A 19,525-nucleotide genomic window follows, 5' to 3' on the forward strand; every position below is an offset into this window, starting at 1 on the left:
ACCCAGTGGTCGGGTTCGGGCGGAGCGGAGGGATCGGATAGGACGATCAGCCGAGCGACGGGAGCGGCTCGGTGATCCGCGGAGGATCCGGGCGCCCGCACGCCATCGGGCCGGGCAGGATGCGCAGTCCGAGAGGGGCCTACAGGGGGATCCGGACGCCCGCGCGCCAGCACCCCGCCGGGACGACCAGCGCCGTGACGAGCACTCCGTCCGACAGCTCCCACCGGCCCGCCAGCCGCAGGTCGTCCGCCTCGCCGAGCGGCACCCGGGCGACGAAGGCCCCCTCCGGATCGATCCCGACCTCGGCGTCCTCGAATCCGAGCCAGCTCCGCTCTCTGGGGAACCAGGCCTTGTACACGCTCTCCTTGATGCTGAACAGCAGACGGTCGAAGGCGAGGCCGGGACGCCCCTGGCACAGGCCTCGCACATGCTCCCGCTCCTCGCGGGAGGCCACCATGTCCAGCACCCCCGACGGCAGCGGACCGTTCGGCTCGGCGTCGATCCCGATGGCGTCCGCATCCCGCGCCCAGGCCACCGCGGCCGCGCGGTAGCCCTCGCAGTGAGTCATGGCCCCGACCACGCCGTCCGGCCAGGAGGGCTCGCGATGCGGGCCGGGAACCATGACGGGACGGTCGAGGCCCAGCCCGCGCAGCGCCCGTCTCGCGCAGAGGCGCACCGTGGCGAACTCGGCGCGCCGCCCCTCCACCGCCCGCTCCAGGTACGACCGCTCCTGCGGGAAGAGCGGTTCGGCGGCATCGCCCCTGATCTCGCAGCCGATCACCGACGGCGGCAGCATGAGGCTCAGCACGCGTCGCCCCGTCCAACCGTCCGCGGCGAGCGGGCGGAAGGATCGCGCCTCACGCCTCCACGAGCACCGTCACCGGCCCGTCGGCCCCGGCACCGCACCGTCGGCCTCCTCACCACCCCGCGCCTCACGCCTCCACGAGCACCGTCACCGGCCCGTCGGCCTCCATGTCGATGAGCATGTGGGCTCCGAAGCGCCCGGTGGCCACCTCCAGGCCGCGCTCGCGCAGCGCCCGGACGACGGCGCCCACCAGCGGCTCGGCCACGGGGCCCGGCGCCGCCGCGTTCCAGGAGGGCCGCCGCCCCTTGCGCACGTCCGCGTACAGCGTGAACTGGGAGACGACGAGCACCGGCGCACCCAGGTCGGTGACGGAGACCTCATGCCCCGGGGCGCCGCCGTCCTCGCCCGGGCCGTCGAACAGGCGCAACTCGGCTATCTTGCGCGCAACCGTGGCGACCTGGGCGGGACCGTCGTCGTGCGTGGCCCCCACGAGCGCGAGCAGACCGGGCCGGGTGATCTCCCCGACGGTCACCGGTCCGTCCTCACCGTCGACACGCACCGCCGCGCGTGCGACCCGCTGGAGGACCGCGCGCATCAGCGCCGCCCGCCGTTCGCGCGGCCGGGTCCCCGGCCGTCCGGGCCGCGCCTGCGGATGCGCACCCGCACCCGCACGGGCTTGTAGTAGTCCAGGGCCGGGCGGACGTCCGCCAGGTAGACGGCGTTCGCGACCACGCCGAGCAGGCCGAACATCGAGCTCATCCCCATGAGCACGACGACCAGCAGTCCTGCGGCATTGACGGCGAGCCAGAATCCCTTGGTGCGCTTGTCCGCGGCGACGAAGTGCTGATCGGGGCGCCGGAGGGTGCTGACGAGGGCCCAGGCGCCCAGGACGACGGCGACGACCTGGGCGAGGCGCCAGATCCAGGTCACGGCCAGAGCCAGATAGTGGTCGGCGAGGAGGAGAGGAATCACGATGTCACTCTACCGGTCGCCCGACAGCGCATCGTGAGGAGGAACTGAGAGGTCCCGGCGAGCCCCGGAGGGCTCAGTGAGCCCGGCGAACCCGGCGAGCTCAGTGAGCCCCGGCGGACGTCACCGGACTCAGTGCAGCAGACCCCTGCGCAGTCCAGCCCCCGGTCGCCGGGCCGGACTGGCCTGCGCCTTGCCCTCGGGGGAGACGAGCAGTTCCTGAACGGCGTCCACGCGCGTGGTCGCCGCGGCCCCGCGGCGGGACCCGGCGTCGTCCCCGGCAGGGCCCTCGGGGTCCTCAACCGCGTCAGATCTCTCAGACCCCTCAGCCGCGTCGGCGATATCCGCCGCATCCGCGATATCAGTGGTGAGTGCGGCGTCGGCGGGCACGCCCCGGCGCAGCAGGGCCAGGGCCATCGGTCCGTAGTCGTGGTGCCGCGTCACCGAGGTCACGATCCCCACGGCCCGCTCCCCCAGCCTCACGACGGCCCCCGGCGCGGGCAACCGGCCGGCGAGCCCGTCCAGCTGGAGGATGGTCAGACGACGCGGTGGTCGCCCCAGGTTGAGGGTGCGGGCGACCGTCTCCTGTCCCGGGTAGCAGCCCTTGGTCAGGTGGACGGCGGTGCGCAGCCAGTCGAGCTCGTGCGGGATGGCGCGCTCATCGACGTCGCGCGCCCACCGGGGCCGTCCCGCCTCGATGCGCAGCGCCTCCCAGGCCAACGACCCCGCCGGACCGCGCCCGGGGGCGGCCGCCAGGAAGGCATCGACGACGGCGCCGACGGCCTCGACGGGCACGAGCACGAAGCCGGCCCGATAGGTCGAGCCGGGGTGGGGGCGGGTGAGCCCGACGTCGTAGCTGGTGCCGCCCTCGACGACACCGGGCCACGGGTCGCGCCACACGCCCGGGCGAGCGGCGGCGGGGGCCCCCGGCGTCGCGTCCAGCGGGACCGGGCCGTCCGACGGTGCCGACGGGGCCCGCGAGTCCTGCCGGGGTCCCGGAGTCGATGCATCGGGGTCGGGGGCACCGGCATCGGCCCGTGGACCAGGCGCACCAGCGTCGCCCCGTGGACCGGCGGCGTCGGCGGCGTGGCCCCGTGGGCCGGCGGCGTCGGCGGCATCGACCTGTGGACCGGGGGCACCGGCGTCGGCGGCGTCGGCGGCGTCGGCGGCGCCGAGCGCCTCGCGCGCCGCGGCCTCCAACCGCGCCGGGCCGTCCCCCATGGCCGCCAGCACGGCGACGTCCTCGCGCACGACCACCTCGACGCGCAGCATGAAGCGCATGCGCTCGAGGAACTCGACCAGTGCGGGGCCCCGTCCCGCCTCGGTGACGAGCCAGAGCGTCTCGGCGTCATCGAGGGCGGCGAGCGCGTGGGAGATGCGCCCGCGGGCGTCCAGGAGGAGCGTCTCGACGCCGCCGTCGTCGGGCGTCAGGCCCGTGAGCGCCTGGCTGGACAGGGTCGTGAGCCAGCTCAGGCGGTCCGGGCCGGTCACGGCGACGACATCGCGGGCCAGGGCGGTCACCCCGGCGCCGGACTCCAGGAGGCCCTGCTCGCGCAAGGGGTCGCCGTAGTGGGCGGGAACGAGCTCGTCGGGGTCGCCCTCGGCGTTGGGCGAGGCGCCGGGGCGATCCAGCAGCGGGGAGCGTCGCATCAGGCGGGCCCGTCGGTCTCGGGGCCATCGGAGGGCCCGGGGGCCTCGACACGACCCAGCCGTCCCGAGGCGTACGTCGTCGGCTCCTCGACCCCGAAGGCCGCCATGTCCTGAGTCCACATGAGGTCGCCGCCCACGAGCCCGAACATGCGGGTCATCTCGGTGACCGGGGCGGCGGTGCGGGTGCGTCCCACGGCCTGGGTGCCGATCTGGGCGCGCGGCCCCTGGATCCAGCCCTCCCACACGGCGACGTGCCCGGCCGGGTCCGCCGAGACGAGCTCGAGTCGGGTGACGGGGGTCCTCGACGACGTGTGAGCAGCGGCGTCCGTGCCGCCCGTGATGCCATCCGCGCTGCCTGCGGCGACGGAGTCGCCGGTCCCGGCAACCCCGTCGGCGTCACCGGCGTCGTCCGTGCCGCCGGCGTCCGGGGCCTCCTGCCCGACCGGCCGCCAGTAGGCGGTCTCGGTGGCCCAGATCCGGGCCGGGGTCAGACGCGAGGCGCCCTGGAGCCCGGGGGTCTCGAAGTCGAGATCCTGGGAGCGGGTGGCGTCCACGGTCCAGATCGTCGTGACCTGGCGCAGGTAGGGACCGCCGTCGTGATCGAAGGTGATCTCCTGGACCACGGCCTGCTCGGGCACCGTCTCGCCGTAGGTGAGGACGCCGTAGCCGCGCCACGTGCCGACCAGCCAGGCCAGCGGGTAGATCTCGGGCGCGAGGTCGTCGGGAAGCGTGAAAGCCATGGTCGCAGACTACGGCAGTCGCGAATGACGGCGACGGCGGCGCAGGCGGGCGCCGGAACCACGAGTCGGTCATTCCTGCGCGAGTCGGACGGCGGCGGCGTCGGACTCGCGCAGGAATGACCGACTCGACGCACGGAGACTGCGGCGGCCGCGACGGCGCCGGACCGACTGAGGGGGACGTCGGGCCGGAGAGCGCCAGTCGGCGCGTATGCCGCTCGCGGCGGCTTCAGGTGGAGCCCGGGGCCCGTCGCGGCCCGACGTCGATCCCAGGGTACAGGTGCCTCGCCGCCCGCCGGAAGTCGGCCGCCCCGGACGCGTCGTCGACCGGACGCGCGGTTCGTCGGACGACGGCGGCATCGGCGGCATCAGGAGCCTTGAGGCCATCGCGGCCGTCCGCTGAGCGCGCAACCCGGCGGGCGCGTCACGCTCCGGGCGGCGGGCCCCACCAGGCGCGGCGCCCGTCCCGCCCGCCTCTCGTCCGGGACGCTGGGGCAGCGTCGTCGATCCTCGCGCCGAGACTCCCGCCGCCTACCCCTCGTCCGGGGCGTCGAGGCGGTAGCCCACGTTGCGAACCGTGCCGATGAGGTGATCGTGCTCGGTGCCGAGCTTGGCGCGCAGGCGGCGGACATGGACGTCGACCGTGCGCGAGCCGCCGATGTAGTCCTCTCCCCACACCTCGTGCAGAAGCACCTCGCGGGTCAGCACCCGGCCCTGGTTGAGGGCGAGGTACTTCAGCAGCTCGAACTCCTTGTAGGTCAGGTCGAGGATCGTACCGCGGATACGCGCCGTGTAGGCCGTCACATCGATGATGAGGTCGCCGACCTCGATCTGATCGTCGCCCACCGGCGCGGGAGCGATCACCCGGGCGCGCAGCAGCCGCAGGCGCGCGGACAGCTCGGCCGGGGTCGCATCGGCCATGACGAAGTCGGCGGCGCCCCAGTCGGGCTGGACGACGGCGGCGCCGCCCTCCTCCATCACCAGAATGATCGGAGGGCAGTCGATCGGTCCGGACAGCAACTGGCACAGGGCCCGTGCCCGCATGAGGTCCCCGCGGGCATCGATCATGACGACGTCGGCGTCATCGATCGCGCCGTAGCAGGCGGGCGTGGGAGGGCGGCACTCGACATGGGAGTCGAGGAAGGACGCCGACGGGAGGACAACGGCGACATCACTCTCGCGGGTGAACATGATGACGCGCATGCTCCGGACTCCTTCCGCGCTCCGCCGGGGTTCGGGATGTCAGTGAACCACATGCTCGTGCATCAGGTGTGGGACGATGCCTATCGTGAACATCCAGGACGCTCCCGCCTCCCCGCTCTCCCCGGGCACCGTGTCGCCGCTCGAGGCGACGACGCAGCACGGCGCGTACGGCACCCGCCGCGGCGGGCACCGGCCGATCGAGCCCGGGCTGGTCGACCCGGCCTGGACGCGTCTGGCCATGGCCGGCATCGTCCCCATTCTGCTGGCGGTCTCCGCCGCGCTGCCGACGTGGGTGCGCCTCATCGTCATCTGCCTGCTCGTGCCGCTCACCGCGCAGGGCTGGCCCGCCCTCGTCCGCTCCCAGCACGACCAGGGCGCCACCAGCATCGTCGCCCTGACCGGCCTGACCGCGGCCGTCGTCGTCGCCCTGCGCGGGGACTACGGGGCCGCGGGCGTGGTCATGGCGCTCAGCGTGCTGGCGGCCTTCCTCGCCCAGATGGCTCGTCAGGACGGTCGCGGGGAGCTCGTGGAGGACCTGTCCGCCACCGTCGCGGGCAGTCTCATCATGGTCTCGGGCGCCGCTTGGTGCGCCCTCGCCCCGGGCCTGGCCGATCCGGCGGTCATCGTCCCCTGCGCGCTGGCGCTGTTCTCCGGGGCGCTGCTGACGGTGCTCGAGGTGCGGGCCACCGTCCTGGAGGCGCTGACCCTGACGGTTCCCGCGCTCGTGGCCGGCGTGGCCGGAGGCGTCCTGGCGGCGGTGGGCTTCTTCGGGCCGAGCCACGTCGGCCTTCAGCGGGAGCTCCAGTCGGCCGCCGCGTGCGTGATCGTCGGCTTCGTGGCGGGCGTGCTCATGGCGGCCTCGAACCGCGTGCTGTGGACGCACCGCTGGGTGCCGGGCGGGCGCGCCGCGGTGGCGAGCGCGATCGTGCCGATCCTGGCGCTGGGCGCCCCGGTGTACGCGATCGCGCGCCTCATGGGCAGCTTCATCGCCGGCTGACCGGCCGAGTCGCACGCCGAGATCGGTTCAGTTCCGCGTCGAGATCGGTCCGGTTCCGCACCGAGATCGGTCGCACCACGGCACGGGTCTGTGGATAACCCGTCTGGAGACCGCAGTTATCCACAGGCCGGCGTCGAGGTCTGGCGCAATCCCCCGTCGTCGGGCACCTTCGAAGCATGAGCCCGATGATGCGCCCCGCCCCGAGGTCCTCTCAGGACCGCCCCACTCCGAATGAGATCGAGCATCGTCTCGCCACCGGTGAGCTTCAGCGAGTACGCCGCAGCACCTACGTGCCGGCCGCTCCCGACGCCCCCGTCTTCTCCACTCGTCGCGACATCCGCGAGGTCCTCCTGCGCGCAGTCCGCAGGGAGAGGCTCGACGGCGTCATCGCCCTTGAGACCGCCGCGCTCCTCCATGGAGGGCGTGCGCTCCACGAGCCCGCCGCCGTCCACCTCGTCGTGAGCTGGAACGCCGCCGGCCTCAAACGCGGCTCCCGGAGGCGTCCGGCCAACCGGCCGACCTCGCGCGAGCTCGGGCCGCGCGACCACCGTCGAGCGCTCGGGACCCGACCGTTCGTCCGGCACCGCTACGAGCTCTCCGAGTCCGACGTCGTCGAGCTCGACGGCCTGCGCGTCACCTCGCTGGAGCGCACCGCCGAGGACTGCGCCCGATTCCTCCCGCCCGACCGCGGGCTCGCCGTCGTCGACTCGCTCTTCGCGATCGCGGCCGGAGCCGGCGACAGGCCCTGGAACCGTCGCCACGAGATCGACGCCGGGGCCGCGGAGTTCCGCGAGGCTCTGCTCGAACGACTCGACGCCCGGCCGCGCGAGCGGGGCGTGCGGCGGGCGCGCGCCGTCGTCATGGCCGCGACACCGTGGAGCCAATCCGTATGGGAGACCGAGGCCCGCAGGCTGTGCCTCATCGGCGGGATCACGGCGCCGCAACCGCAGATGCCCGTTCTCACCGGGATCGGCACCTTCTACGCGGACCTCGGCTGGCGGGTCCTCATGCTCGTCTACGAGATCGACGGCGAGATCAAGTACCTGGAGGACGGCGACGCCGTGCTCGCGGCGCAGTACCGGCGTCAGGCGGCGATGGAGGACGCCGGGGCCCACGTGGAGCGGGCGACGCCGGCGCAGGTGGCCGACGGCGAGGCCTTCCTCGACAGGCTGCGCCGAGTCCTGCCTCCCACCTTGTGCGAGGAGAGGCCGATCGCGGCGCTCCGCACGCCGTCCGAGATTCGACGGCACGCGGAGCGGTGATGAGCCGACGACGAGAGCGGGCCGCCCGTACGACCGATCTCGAGCCGGAACTGAACCGATCTCGACGCGGAACTCGACCGATCTCGGGGTCTCCCCCGAAGCCGCCGGCCCGTCTCCGGCCCGTCCCGGCCGGAGCGGCCCGTCAGCGCCCCTCGGACAGGACCGGCCGCTGCTTCTCGATGGCCACGGCGCGAATCCTGCCGCGCGGGCGCCGCGCCAGATGCACCACCATGATCTCCCCCGTCTTCAGCCACGGATCGCGGTCGGGGACCGAGCGCAGAAGCTTGCCCGGCGCGTGCCGGGAGATCACCTCCATGACGGACGGCAGCACCGGCCGATGAGTGCACAGGGCCACCGGCGCGTCCCGGCGGCGCAGCACGTCGGAGACGACCCTCCTGGCGGCCTTGCGCGACTCGGCGTGCGCCAGCTCCGTGAGAGCGGGCTCCGCGACGACGTCGAGCCCGGCGGCCTCCGCGTAGGGCGCCACCGTATCCACGCAACGCCGCCACGGACTGGACACGACCCGCCCGACGCCGTAGGCGGCCAGCACCGGCACGAGCGCGCGCGCACGGACCTCGCCCTGGTCGTGCGTGAGCGGACGAGTGGCCTCGTCGGCCTCCTTGTCCCGCACCCTCTTCGGCCTGTGCCGACTCCACACCGAGCGCTTGACGGCACGGGCGTGGCGCACCAGGACGAAGGTCCAGGTGTCGAGCTTGCCGTCCTCCCACAGGTCCACCAGGCTGCCCAGCAGATCGCGGTCCATCGCATGCGTCAACTGCTTACGGGCCTTCTTGACGCGCACCCACGCCACGCCGTCGATCTCGCGGGCCGACGCCGGGGTCACCGCGGCGCGGGCGCGCGCACCCGGCTCATCGGCGCCCAACTCGCGCGCCGCCCAGTAGTAGACGCGCTTGCGCCGCCCGTCGGACATCTTGTAGCGGACGGTCTCCAGCGGCTGGCCCAACGCGATCCGCACGCCGGTCTCCTCGGCGACCTCCCGCACCGCGCAGGTGCGCACCGACTCATTGCGCTCGACCTTCCCCTTGGGGAAGGACCAGTCGTCGTACCGGGGGCGGTGCACCAGAAGCACCTCGAGGCGACCGCGGCACTCTCTCCATACGAGCGCACCGGCGGCGCGCACCACGCGCTTGGCACGCGTTGACGATGACATGGCCCGCCCTCCTCAGCGGCGTCTCGATTCAGTGGCATTCACTGGTATTCAGTCATTCAGTGGCGGCCCTTGACACGCGAGCGCGCCCGAGCCATGAGAGTAGTCTGAATGTCCTCCAACCGCTCGCCGTCGGGACCGTAGACGTGGCGGACCCAGGTGCCATCGGGCTCGAGCCACCACGATGAGACGGCGTCGGAGGCGGCGTGAGTCACCAGCCACTCGAGCTCGTTGACCATCGCCGGATCGGCGATGCGCACGAGCTCCTCCACGCGCCGGTCCAGGTTGCGGTGCATGAGATCGGCCGACCCGATGAACAGATCGGTGTCCCCGTCGTTGCAGAAGGCGTAGACGCGCGAGTGCTCCAGATAGCGCCCCAGGATCGAGCGCACCCGGATGTTGTCGCTGAGACCCGGCACCCCCGCGCGGATGCCGCAGATGCCGCGCACGACGATGTCGACCGGCACCCCCGCGCGACCGGCCCGGTACAGGGCGTCGATGCAGGCCTCGTCGATGATCGAGTTGACCTTGAGACGGATCCAGGCGGGCCTTCCCGCGCGCTTGTTCGCGATCTCCCGCTCGATGCGCTCGATGAGGCCGTCGCGCACGGTGCGCGGCGCCACCAGCAGCCGCCGGAACCGGGCGCGCGGGGCGTACCCGGACAGCATGTTGAACAGGGTGGTCATGTCCTGGGCGACGTCGCGATCGCAGGTCAGCAGCCCCAGGTCCTCGTATCCGCGCGCGGTCTTGGGGTGGTAGTTGCCGGTGCCCACGTGGCAGTAGCGGCGCAGGCCGTCGCTCTCCTGACGCACCACCAGCAGCAGCTTGCAGTGGGTCTTGAGCCCGACCATGCCGTAGACGACGTGGACGCCGGCGCGCTCGAGCTTGCGGGCCCAGGAGATGTTGTTCTCCTCGTCGAATCGGGCCTTGATCTCCACGATCGCGACGACCTGCTTGCCCTCCTCGGCCGCCTCGATGAGAGCGTCCACGATGGGCGAGTCGCCGGAGGTGCGGTAGAGGGTCTGCTTGATGGCCAGGACCTTGGGGTCGGCCGCCGCCTGGGAGACGAACTCCTGCACGGACGTGGAGAAGGAGTCGTAGGGGTGGTGCAGGAGAACGTCGTGATCCCGCATCGCCGCGAAGACGTTCGGCGCCCGGGAGGACTCATAGGAGGCCAGTCCCGCCGCGGTGACCGGCACGAAACGCGGGTACTTCAGGTCGGGGATGTTCAGGTCGTGGATCTGGTTGAGGCAGGTCAGGTCCAGGGGCGCCGGAAGCTCGAAGACGTCGTCGGGGCTCAGGTCCAGGGCGCGCACCAGGTAGCGGCGGGCGAAGGGCGAGATGGTGTTCTCCACCTCCAGGCGCACGCAGTCGCCGAAGCGACGGCGCTCCAGCTCCTTCTCCATGGCCTTCAGGAGGTTCTCGGCGTCGTCCTCCTCCACCTCCAGGTCCTCGTTGCGGGTGACCCGGAAGAGGTGGTGCTCCAGGATGTCCATGCCCGGGAAGAGGTGGTCGAGGTGCTGGCCGATCACCACCTCCAGGGGGATGACGGCGGAGCCGGCGGCCTTGTCGGTGGCCCCCAGCTCACGACCGGGCACGGTCACCAGCCGCGGCAGGGAGTCGGGGACCTTGACGCGGGCGAAGTGCTCCTTGCCGCTGCGCGGGTTCCGCAGGATGACGGCGAGGTTGAGCGAGAGCCCCGAGATGTAGGGGAAGGGGTGCGAGGGGTCCACGGCCAGGGGGGTCAGGACCGGGTAGATGTGGTGCCGGAAGTAACGGGTGAGGCGCTCCTGCTGATGGGGCTCGAGCTCGTCCCAGCCCAGGATGCTCACGTTGCGCTCGGCCAGGGCCGGCCGGATGTCCTCCTGGAAGAGGGCGGCCTGGCGGGCGGTGAGCTCCTTGGCGCGAGCGGTCACCTGGGCCAGGACCTGGTTGGCGTCCAGGCCGGAGGCGCGCACCGGGGTGATGCCGGCCTTGATGCGACGCATGAGCCCGGCGACGCGCACCATGTAGAACTCATCCAGGTTGGAGGAGAAGATCGCCAGGAACCAGGCCCGCTCCAGCAGCGGGAGGTCCCGGTCCTCGGCCTGCTCCAGGACTCGCCTGTTGAAGTCCATCCAGGTCAGCTCGCGGTCGGTGTAGCGGTCGGCGAAGGATTCCAGCGGGGGCAGCCCGTCCTCGGGATCCGACTCCTCGGGGGACGACGGGGACGGGGGATCGACCCGCCCTGCCCGGTCGGTCCGCGACGGCTCGCCCCCATCGGCCGTCTCGGCCGCGCCGGCCCGGGAAGCCGCCGAAGCGGGCTCCGGGATCGCCTGGTCGACGCCGGCGCGCCCGGCGCCCGGCAGGCCGGGATCCTCCTCGACGACCTCGTCGAAGTCCTCGTCCTCGTACTGGGGACCGGCGTCATCGGCGAAGTCGCGCGGATCCGCGGTCTCGATGACGTGATCATCGAGCTCGTCGGCGTCATCGAGGTCCGCGAGGTCGTCATCCTCGGCGAGATCGTCGGCGGGGCCGGGGTCGTCGGCCCCGGCGGAGTCACCCGCGGGGCCGGGGTGGTCGGCCTCGGCGAGATCGTCGCCCCCGGCGGAGGCTCCGCCTCCGGCAACGACCTCGCCCTCGGGGGAGGCAGCGGTCTCGGAGGCACCGGCATCGGCGTCGCCCCCGGCGGCGTCGCCGCGGGCATCGGCGTCACCGGCGTCCGAGGCGCCGCCTCCAACCGCATCGACCGCATCATCCGGAGCGGACGACGGTGACTGCGCCTCGCCGTCGGGGCCGGCCCCGACGTCCGGGGCCCCTGCATCGACGGCGGGGTCGGAGGACTCGCCGTCCTCGGAGCGGGCTTCTCCACCCTTGGCCTGGAAGCGGGTCCAGCCCCCGAGGAAGGTGGACAGCAGCGCGCGGCTCGGTTGGTCGGTCTGTTGGGCGGTCTCGGAGGAGTCAGGCGTCGTCATGAAGGCATGGTCCCACGTCTGAGCCGCCAAGAGGAGGCCGTCGGCGGGCGAATCTCGTACGTCGCGCTGCCCGACCGGAACGCGCCGACCGGAACGGAGAGGAGGAGCAGACGGAACCGCCGGCGATCAGTCGAGACCGCCGGAGGCGGCCCTGCGCGAGGCCTCGGCCAGCTCGTCGGCGGTCGCCAGGAGCGCGGAGTCCCGGCGGGTGACGCGGTCGGCGAGCTCATCGGCGTCGTCGACGATCCACACCGGGTCCGAGCCGGCCGCGAGCGCCCGCAGGAATGCGGCGGCGACCCGGAGGACCGGCGCCAGGGCGACGACGTCATCCAGCTCCCCGGCGAGGACCCGGTCCAGGGCGGCGCGCAGATCCTCGGGCGAGGGGACCGGACGCGCCTCGGCCCGCGCGGCCTCGAAGCGGGACAGGGTGGTGTCGCCGGCACCGCTGAGGTCGACGACGGTGGCGTAGCGCCGGGCGATCAGCGCCGGATCGCGGCGGATCCACTCGCGCACGAGGAACAGGCGCCACAGGGCGCCCGGCAGGGTGGTCGCCGGGGAATCGGCCCACAGCTCGGCGACGGCGTCGACCCCGTGGGCGGCGACGGCGGCCACGACGCCGGGGCGGGTGATCCACTCGCCCGGGTCGTCGGATGCGCCGTCGTCATAGGAGCCGTGGGAGTCGTCGGGGAGGGACCGGCCGCCGAGGAGGGCCTGGGCGGCCCGGTGGGCGAGCTCCGAGGAGGAGGCGGTGTCGGCGGCCCCCTCGATGCTCTCGGCGACCTCCGGATCGAGGCGGGCGGGGCGGTGGAACTGGCGGGTCATGGTGTCTCCTCACGCGGGGCGGCTGTCCGTCCGCCTTGCCGAGCGTCGCGGACGCCCCCATTGTCACGCAGGCCGGCGGACGGAGGACGGCGCGCGCCGCCGTCCCGGATGTGCAACGGCTCCTCCTCGGCCCCGGCATCCTCGGCATCCTCACGTACATCCGCAGTGCCACGTGCCCGGAGGAGCCCCGGCGTCCCCGGCATCCTCGGCCCGGACTACGACCGATCTCGACGCGGAACCGGACCGATCTCGAGTCTCGAGACTGAGCCCGACGCCGAGTCCGGCCGGTCTCGGGTTTCGGGGACTCCGCGGTCATGCGCGCCACCCCTCCTCATCACGCAAGGCCCGGGACAGCGCGGCCGACACCCTGGACGCCTGCGCGCAGCCCCTCTTCACTACGCAAGACCACCGGGACGAGGCTCCACCGGCGCGGATCGATCAGGACCAGGACGGGAGCGCCCTCCAGCGCGGCGGCGAACCCACGGGCGACGGGGGAGATGGCCGTCGCGTCCGCCTTCCCCGACCGCGATGCGCCGAGCACCCGGTCAATCGGAACGGGTGGCACGGAGCATGGGGACGACGCTACCGCGATGCCGATCGGCGGAGGCGCCGCCGCTTCTTCTCCGCGCAGATGACGCGCTTCTCCGTGCAGATAGTGCGGCACGGCCATTCCCGCGCTCCCCGAGGCTCGCTGGGCTGCGGGCCAGCCACCGCGTGCGCATCGACCTCCCGCGCACCCCATGCGGGCCGGAGCGCGGATCCTCCATACGTTGAACCGGAGGCTCACGAGGCGCAGGACCACCACGGACCGGAGCGCGCCCGCCGTCGGACGTGCCGATCCGCATCACTCCGCATATCCAACGTGAGCCGAGTCACTCGATACCCCGTGTCGCAAGAATCGGCTCCGCGCGGTCGTACCCGGGCCCGCGCGGTCGTACCCGGGCCCGCGCGGTCGTACCCGGGCCCGCGCGGTCGTACCTTAGAAGGCCTTTAAGGTACGACCGCGCGGAGAAACGTACGACCGCGAGACTCCGGGTACGACCACGAAGTTTGCCGTACGACCGCGCGAGCCCAGACATGGTCGCGCGAGCAGCCGGCATGCCGCCTACCGGCGATGAGAGGGCCCCGGTTCCGCTTCCCCGCGGGGCGAGCCCAGCACATCGCGGCCGGGGACGAGGCGCACGGCGCACTCGGAAAGCGAAGTCGGAGCAGGGCGCGCCGAGGCGGTCCGTTCGAGCGCGGGATCAGGTCTCAACGCGGAGCCGAACCGATCTCGATGCGGAGAACGCCCCGCTCGGGCGCAGGGCCGGGCCAGAACGAGCAGGTTCTGTCGCGACAGGATGACAATGCCCCCGCTCGTCGGGCGCGGCATCAGGGTTCAGCCCTTGCCCGCCTCCCGTCCGAGCCGCTCGCGGGTGACGTCGTCGAGCTCCCGCTTGGAGACGCCACGGATCGCCGCCTCCAGAGCGAGCAGCGAGTGGAGGCACGTGAAGCGCGGATGGACCGCCCACCAGGCCTCCACGGAGCCAGTACGTCGCAGCGTCTCAGCATCGGTGATGCCCGCCGCGCGCAATGCGGCTTCCAGCTCGGGACCAACGCCCGGGAGATCGCGCAGCTCAGTCACATCAGCCCCGTCAGTCATGATCCTCCTCCGTCTCCGCGCGCACCCGAGGTCTCCAGACCGAACGCCGTGACGGCCTCCTCGAGCCAGATGCACGTCCTCCCCGGATCGCGGAATCGACCGGTCGAACGCGCAGGCGCACCGGCCCCGCCAACGGCGCCACGGCGGACACCCGGCGCTCTCGGCCGTCGAGGCCACGATACGCCGACGACGATAGGACGCGTCGGGACGGACGCCCACTCCCCGACGAGCGCCCCCGCCCCCGGGTCGCCCGAGCCTTCGCAGGGCCCGGTCGCCGCCCGCCCCAGCCGGGCTCCGGTCCCCGGGCACCCGAGCATCCGCCCCGAGGCGACCCGATGCCACCCCGATGCCGATCGAGGTCGCGCCGCAGATCCTCGATCGTCGCCGGCGCGCGCTGGGCGACGGTCCTCGGAACGGCGAGCCGAGCGCCGTAACGCCCCGACCCCGGACCAGAACGCCCCGATCCCGGGCCAAGGTGCCGATGACACCGGCCGGCGCATCCTCGAGGGCCTGTCGGGCGAGGACGGCTCCCACCGCATCCGCGTGTGCGCCGCATGGAGATATGTCACCGGTACCGCCACTCCGGCGCGCTTCCGCGTCATGCTCATCATGGGGACTACCATCCGTTGCCGAATCGTGATTTAGCACCGTACGGTTGCGGTGGCTCGTCGTCATATCGACGCCTTGTCGCATCGCCACGAGTCCCGCTCCGGGTGCGGCACGAGTCTTCACAGTCCAATGACGTCCTCGAGGAACCCCTGACTCATGAGTACGGCACACGCCCATCCGACCGACCAGCCGAACGAGGCTCCGTGATCATGACTGCAACGACCGGAGTCTGGAGTCCGACACGCATCGCCTCCATCGCACCCGATGACCGGGTGGCCGCCGCTGGCCTGAAGCTGTCCGCGACAGGCGCGTGGACCGGCCTCGGCCGCTCGGAGAACCTACTGTGGGGCCAGTACCGGAGTTCGGGAGGGACAACCTGCCAGGTGCACGCGGACCTGTCGGAACCCGCCTTCCGCTGCTCCTGCTCGTCCGAGAAGTTTCCCTGCAAGCACGTCATCGGCCTGCTGCACCTGTGGCGCGACGGCAGAGTGGACGAGGAGGTGCCCACCAACGTCGTCCGGACGCAGCAGGGGGAGAACGGAACGGGCGGAACCGATGAGGCGGCCGCCGGTGCCGCAAGCGCAGTCGCCGATACCACAAGCGCAACCGGTGCGACCGATACCACAGGCGCAGCCGCGCTCGACGACGGCGCCCCGGCCGACTCCGACCAGCGCCCCGCCTTCGCCCGGATCTCAGCGCACCGCGAGCAGAGCATCACCAACGGCCTGAGCGAGCTCGACCACTGGCTGTCGGAGCGGGTTGAGCGGGGCATCACCACGGCCGACGACGGACTACCCGCCGCCCTGCGCCGGCTCGCCGCCCGCATGGTCGATGCCCAGGCGCCGGCACTGGCCCCGCGGCTGGCCGACCTGGCCGAGTCGGCCGAGTCGGCCAAGCCGGCCAAGCCGGCCGGCCCGGCCGGGCCGACCGACGTCGGCGACCGGGGCTCGGACTGGGAGAGGACCGCCATCACCGAGTTCGGCGCCATGCACCTGCTCGTGCGCGCATGGCAGGAGCGCGCGCACCTCCCTACCGACCTGGTGGCAGCTGTGTTCCAGCATCTGGGTGTGAGCGTGCGGAACGAGATCGTGCTCGCCGAGCCGGAGGTCGAGGACCACTGGGTGGTCGCGGGCTCGCAGGACCGGGCCGAGGGCCGGATCATGGCCCGGCACTCCTGGCTGTATGGAAGACGAACGGGCCGTTGGGCGCGGATCATCGCTTACGCGCGCAAGCGCGACGCGCTCCCGCGGACCTACACGGCCGGCACCCAGGTCAGGGACCACCTGCACTTCTACCCGGGCGCCTCCCTGCGCGCGCTGGCCACGCAGGAGTACCCGGCGACCGGAGCGGTCACCGGCTGGACACCCGTCCCCTGGTCGATCCCCGAGGCCCGTGCGGCATGGCGCGACGCCCTCGCCGCCGACCCGTGGGCGGACGCCCGCCCGGCGATCGTCGCCGGACGGCTCGCCATCGATGAGGACGGACGTCTCGCACTGTCCGACGGCGCCTCCATGATGCCGTTGGCGGGCGGGTCCCGACGGCATCGACGACTCGCGCTGAGCGCCGCGTCCGACAGTGTCGTAGTGGCAGGAGTCCTGCTACCCGAGGGATTGCAGCCCTTGAGCCTGGTGATCGAGGGGACGGTGATGCCGCTATGAGCAGCATCGACGACGTCGAGCGCTCAGCAGCCCTGGAGGCGCGCAGTCGCCCCCTCGCCCCCGCCTCCCTGCCGGGGCCGGTGGCGTGCGCACTCGGTGCCACGGCCGGGCCCGAGCTCGCGCTCGAGACGGCCGCGGTCCACGCCCTCGCGCAGCGCAGCATCATCCCCTCCGCACCCGTGACCGAGCTGGACCTGCCCGCCGCGTCGCAGACTCCGGTCATCCCCGACGACCTGGGCGAACTGCTCTCACGCATGCTGACGCTGAACGGGCAGGATGAGCTCATCACGCGAGCCCTCCGCCTGATCCGACGTCGGGGCCTGCGTCTACCGCCGATCCTCCTGTCGCGGGTGGCGTGCAGGGTTCCGAGCGGCAGCCGGGCGCTGGTCGTGGACCTCATGGACGCACGAGCGCGCGCCGTCTTCGCCATGGACGAGGACTGGGCGGGCCTCGTCCACGACGCCGAGGGCTTCGCCGCCGTGCCGGATCCTGCTCGTTGGGAGTCCAGCAGCGGTCGGGAGCGCGCCGGCTACCTCGCTCGCGTGCGCGCTCATGACCCCGCCGCGGGCCGCGCGCTCCTGGAGGACGGCACATGGCTCGAGGTCAAGGACTCCGAGCGCGAGCGGATCCTCGCCGCTCTGGCCACGGGCCTGGGTCCTCAGGACGAGCCCCTCCTGGAGACGTGCCTGGACGACCGCGCCGAGGGCGTGCGCCGCGTCTCCGCCGATCTGCTGTGCCGTCTGCCCTCCTCCGCCTTCATCGGACGCGCCGAGGCCCTGGCGAGGACGCACGTCGTCGTCACCAGGCGGCTCCTGCGCGCGCCACGGGTCGAGCTGCTCCCCGTCGTGCCGACCGACGAGCTCACCCGCGACCAGTACACGGCGGAGGGGCACCTCGCCTCAGCCGCGCTCGACGTGGTCTCTCGAGTGCCCATCCACCGGTGGCGGAGCCTCATCGGCCTGTCCGCCACCGAGCTGCTGGAGGCGGACGTGCGCTACGAGGGGCGGCCCGCCGACCTGTCCGAGGCGCTGACACGCGCGGCTCTGCGTTGGGAGGACGGGAGGCTCGCTCGCGCTCTGGTGGACCGGACGACGCCACCGGGCTCGGTGCGGCTCCTCGGCTTGTTCGACACCTCGCACCTGGACGCATACATCGACCGGCTGGTGACCGCCGGGCGCCATCTCGACGTCGCCGCCACATGCGAGGCCTGGCCGCTCACGCTCTCTCCGAGGCGCTCGCTCCTCGCCGCCCATTGCATCGTGGCGGTGGCCGCCTCGACGCGCACCGAGGCGAGCCGGTCCGCCCTGAGCGCCCTGAGCGCCGTCCTGCCGGGCCGGTGCGCGCCCGAAGCCGTCGATCAGGTCCTGGTGACCCTGGAGACCGCGCCGGCCGAGGCGCTCGAGGCTGACGAGGTGCGCAGCACCATCGTGGCACTCGAGTTGCGCCGCGAGCTGCTCGAGCTGACGGATCAGGAGGCATCATGACCGATGCGGGCACCGGCCCCACCCCCGGGCCCGGTCCCTCCGGGCAGTGGGCGCAGCGATCCGAGCGGGAGCCACCAGGGGGGTGCCCCTATGTGGTGTGTCAAGCGGCGGTGGGTAGTTTCGTGGCTGGTTGGGGGGTGTAGAGGGTGTGGTTGCGGATCGTGGTGTGCAGGGTCGGGATGCGGCGGTGGGCCAGGGCGAGGACGGCCTGGTTGTGACGTTTCCCCTGTTGGCGTTTGCGCTGGTAGTAGGCCTGGCTGACGGGGTCGGAGCGCAGTGAGGCGAAGGCAGAGGGGAACATGGCGCGCTTGAGCCTCTTGTTGCCGCCGTGGGAGACGTGCTCGCCACGGATCGATGAGCCCGATCTCCTGGTTACCGGTGCCAGGCCGGCGTAGGAGGCCAGGTGGGCTCCGGTGACTGGAGGTCCTTGTCCCGGGGTCTGGGCCAGCAAGGACGGCGGCGGCCGGGACCCCTGATCCCGGGCACGGGTGGTCAGGACCTGGCACATGAGGGTGGGCCCCCGCCAGGGCCACTGTCCTGGGCGGCGACATCGGCCCGCTGAGCGTGCAGGGCGATGAGCTGCCTGGCCAGGTGGGGCAGAACCACTGCGGCGGCGTCGGTGCCGGCGACCACCACGGTCTGGTGCTCCAGGGCCGAGCCGATCTGGGCTGCCCAGGTGGCGTGCCGCCTGCACCCGTGCTTCTTGAGCTTGGCGTCAATCCTTGCCTTGCCCGCTCGCTTCAGGTCGGCTGGGGCGGTGCCGGGCGGCGACGGGCCTCCAGGACGGAGTCGTGCGCCCGGCCAGGGCCCCACCACGGTCTCGAGGGCTGGGCGGGGTCTGGGTGAACGACTGGCCCCGGATCCGGCCCTCGGTCTGGTTGACCTGGCGGGCCAGGTCCAGGTCGAAGCCAGTCAGCATGCTCAGCGCTGCGGTCTCCTCGTCCGAGGTGCTAATGGCATGCAGAGTGTGGGGCATGGTCCTGGCGGCCTGGGCGATGACGGCAGCGTCCTTGGCGTCGGTCTTGGCGCTGCCCGGCGTCAGGTCAGCGATGCGTCTCATGGACAGTCCGGGCAGGTAGCCCACGGTGATGCCCATGTCCTGAGCCACCGCCACGGCCAGGGCCCCGATGGTGGCGGGCTGGTCGACCACCACCAGCAGGTTCCCATGATCGGCCAGCTTCTTGTAGAGAGCGCGCAGGCGCTCCTCGTCGTTGGGTAGGGTCCTGTCGAGGACTTTCCGCCCTTCCTGGCTCAGGGCCGTAGCCCAGTGCTCTGCCTTACCGACGCCCGGTACCGATGAAGACGTCGATGTCCTCGATATCCATCTCTCCTGCCACCTCTCGCTCCTGGGTGCAGGGCCAGCCGGTGGACGACCGGTCCCGCACCCACGTATGCGAAAGACCTCACACGCAGCGGGCCGTTCCCCTTATCAGCGGTCACCAGCGCCCGGCTGCCGCGGGTGACTCTCGCCCCCCGGATCATTAGAAGACAGGGGCAAGACACCCGTGCCCACAGCAGCTGGCCCAGCCCCGGACCACCCGGGACCACCAACAAGGTAACGGGCG

The 19,525-nt window shown here is 72.6% G+C and carries 14 protein-coding genes and 1 pseudogene; 4 read left to right on the plus strand and 11 right to left on the minus strand.

The features are described 5' to 3' along the window. Window positions 1–139 precede the first annotated feature (139 nt). The 6 genes from G448_RS0108515 to G448_RS0108540 form a co-directional block, all read right to left on the minus strand. Window positions 140–808 carry a 4'-phosphopantetheinyl transferase family protein gene (locus tag G448_RS0108515; RefSeq protein WP_026407640.1) on the minus strand — a complete coding sequence of 223 codons (669 nt, stop codon included), beginning with the start codon at window positions 806–808 and terminating at the stop codon, window positions 140–142. 124 nt (window positions 809–932) lie between these two features. Beyond that, window positions 933–1,400 (minus strand): D-aminoacyl-tRNA deacylase, encoded by a 468-nt coding sequence (gene dtd, locus G448_RS0108520; protein WP_026407641.1) that lies wholly within the window; start codon window positions 1,398–1,400, stop codon window positions 933–935. Further along, on the minus strand, window positions 1,400–1,777 hold the full coding sequence (locus tag G448_RS0108525; RefSeq protein ID WP_034494828.1) for a DUF2516 family protein: 378 nt from the start codon (window positions 1,775–1,777) through the stop codon (window positions 1,400–1,402). Before G448_RS0108525 ends, dtd begins: the two co-directional genes overlap by 1 nt. A 129-nt stretch (window positions 1,778–1,906) precedes the next feature. Next, window positions 1,907–3,424 carry a CAF17-like 4Fe-4S cluster assembly/insertion protein YgfZ gene (gene ygfZ, locus G448_RS0108530; RefSeq protein WP_026407643.1) on the minus strand — a complete coding sequence of 506 codons (1,518 nt, stop codon included), beginning with the start codon at window positions 3,422–3,424 and terminating at the stop codon, window positions 1,907–1,909. Further along, a complete protein-coding gene (locus tag G448_RS15860; protein ID WP_034494830.1) occupies window positions 3,424–4,164 on the minus strand; it encodes a heme-binding beta-barrel domain-containing protein in 741 nt (246 codons plus the stop codon). The genes ygfZ and G448_RS15860 overlap by 1 nt, the downstream gene beginning before the upstream one ends. 528 nt (window positions 4,165–4,692) lie before the next feature. Beyond that, entirely contained in the window at window positions 4,693–5,364 is a 672-nt protein-coding gene (locus G448_RS0108540; RefSeq protein WP_026407644.1) for a winged helix-turn-helix transcriptional regulator, read from the minus strand. Window positions 5,365–5,449: 85 nt separating this feature from the next. Here G448_RS0108540 and G448_RS0108545 point away from each other — a divergent pair, with 85 nt between their 5' ends. Both G448_RS0108545 and G448_RS0108550 read left to right on the plus strand, forming a co-directional pair. Next, complete coding sequence (locus G448_RS0108545; protein WP_390882911.1) at window positions 5,450–6,361, plus strand: tellurium resistance protein TerC; 912 nt, start codon at window positions 5,450–5,452, stop codon at window positions 6,359–6,361. A gap of 176 nt (window positions 6,362–6,537) precedes the next feature. Further along, a complete protein-coding gene (locus tag G448_RS0108550) occupies window positions 6,538–7,623 on the plus strand; it encodes a hypothetical protein (RefSeq protein ID WP_156910983.1) in 1,086 nt (361 codons plus the stop codon). 142 nt (window positions 7,624–7,765) lie between these two features. On the opposite strand, the gene G448_RS0108555 is transcribed toward G448_RS0108550, so the two are convergent. From G448_RS0108555 to G448_RS0108575, 4 genes are all read right to left on the minus strand, one after another. Then, a complete protein-coding gene (locus G448_RS0108555) occupies window positions 7,766–8,794 on the minus strand; it encodes an NUDIX hydrolase (protein WP_026407647.1) in 1,029 nt (342 codons plus the stop codon). A 56-nt stretch (window positions 8,795–8,850) separates the two neighbouring features. Next, entirely contained in the window at window positions 8,851–11,745 is a 2,895-nt protein-coding gene (locus tag G448_RS0108560; protein WP_026407648.1) for an RNA degradosome polyphosphate kinase, read from the minus strand. A 126-nt stretch (window positions 11,746–11,871) separates the two neighbouring features. After that, window positions 11,872–12,567, minus strand: coding sequence for a hypothetical protein (locus G448_RS0108565; protein ID WP_026407649.1), 696 nt, complete (start codon window positions 12,565–12,567; stop codon window positions 11,872–11,874). Between the two features lie 1,378 nt (window positions 12,568–13,945). Beyond that, window positions 13,946–14,209 (minus strand): TfoX/Sxy family DNA transformation protein, encoded by a 264-nt coding sequence (locus G448_RS0108575; RefSeq protein WP_084436550.1) that lies wholly within the window; start codon window positions 14,207–14,209, stop codon window positions 13,946–13,948. 818 nt (window positions 14,210–15,027) lie between these two features. On the opposite strand from G448_RS0108575, the gene G448_RS18120 reads away from it, so the two are divergent. Together G448_RS18120 and G448_RS15870 are read left to right on the plus strand one after the other, a co-directional pair. Beyond that, window positions 15,028–16,476 (plus strand): SWIM zinc finger family protein, encoded by a 1,449-nt coding sequence (locus tag G448_RS18120; protein WP_169720842.1) that lies wholly within the window; start codon window positions 15,028–15,030, stop codon window positions 16,474–16,476. Next, window positions 16,473–17,960, plus strand: coding sequence for a DUF5691 domain-containing protein (locus G448_RS15870; protein WP_051268808.1), 1,488 nt, complete (start codon window positions 16,473–16,475; stop codon window positions 17,958–17,960). Before G448_RS18120 ends, G448_RS15870 begins: the two co-directional genes overlap by 4 nt. A 100-nt stretch (window positions 17,961–18,060) precedes the next feature. Here the strand turns inward: G448_RS15870 and G448_RS17575 are convergent. Further along, a pseudogene (locus tag G448_RS17575) lies at window positions 18,061–19,285 on the minus strand (IS110 family RNA-guided transposase). Window positions 19,286–19,525: the final 240 nt, after the last annotated feature.

Origin of the sequence: Actinomyces gerencseriae DSM 6844 (assembly GCF_000429265.1) — a bacterium.
Taxonomy (GTDB): domain Bacteria; phylum Actinomycetota; class Actinomycetes; order Actinomycetales; family Actinomycetaceae; genus Actinomyces; species Actinomyces gerencseriae.

What these genes read in the sequence shown, in the direction of transcription:
- dtd (WP_026407641.1), bottom strand. Translation starts at nt 1,400, where the DNA reads ATGCGCGCGGTCCTCCAGCGGGTCGCACGCGCGGCGGTGCGTGTCGAC.
- ygfZ (WP_026407643.1), bottom strand. Translation starts at nt 3,424, where the DNA reads ATGCGACGCTCCCCGCTGCTGGATCGCCCCGGCGCCTCGCCCAACGCC.
- G448_RS15860 (WP_034494830.1), bottom strand. Translation starts at nt 4,164, where the DNA reads ATGGCTTTCACGCTTCCCGACGACCTCGCGCCCGAGATCTACCCGCTG.
- G448_RS0108540 (WP_026407644.1), bottom strand. Translation starts at nt 5,364, where the DNA reads ATGCGCGTCATCATGTTCACCCGCGAGAGTGATGTCGCCGTTGTCCTC.
- G448_RS0108550 (WP_156910983.1), top strand. Translation starts at nt 6,538, where the DNA reads ATGAGCCCGATGATGCGCCCCGCCCCGAGGTCCTCTCAGGACCGCCCC.
- G448_RS0108555 (WP_026407647.1), bottom strand. Translation starts at nt 8,794, where the DNA reads ATGTCATCGTCAACGCGTGCCAAGCGCGTGGTGCGCGCCGCCGGTGCG.
- G448_RS0108560 (WP_026407648.1), bottom strand. Translation starts at nt 11,745, where the DNA reads ATGACGACGCCTGACTCCTCCGAGACCGCCCAACAGACCGACCAACCG.
- G448_RS0108565 (WP_026407649.1), bottom strand. Translation starts at nt 12,567, where the DNA reads ATGACCCGCCAGTTCCACCGCCCCGCCCGCCTCGATCCGGAGGTCGCC.
- G448_RS0108575 (WP_084436550.1), bottom strand. Translation starts at nt 14,209, where the DNA reads ATGACTGACGGGGCTGATGTGACTGAGCTGCGCGATCTCCCGGGCGTT.
- G448_RS18120 (WP_169720842.1), top strand. Translation starts at nt 15,028, where the DNA reads ATGACTGCAACGACCGGAGTCTGGAGTCCGACACGCATCGCCTCCATC.
- G448_RS15870 (WP_051268808.1), top strand. Translation starts at nt 16,473, where the DNA reads ATGAGCAGCATCGACGACGTCGAGCGCTCAGCAGCCCTGGAGGCGCGC.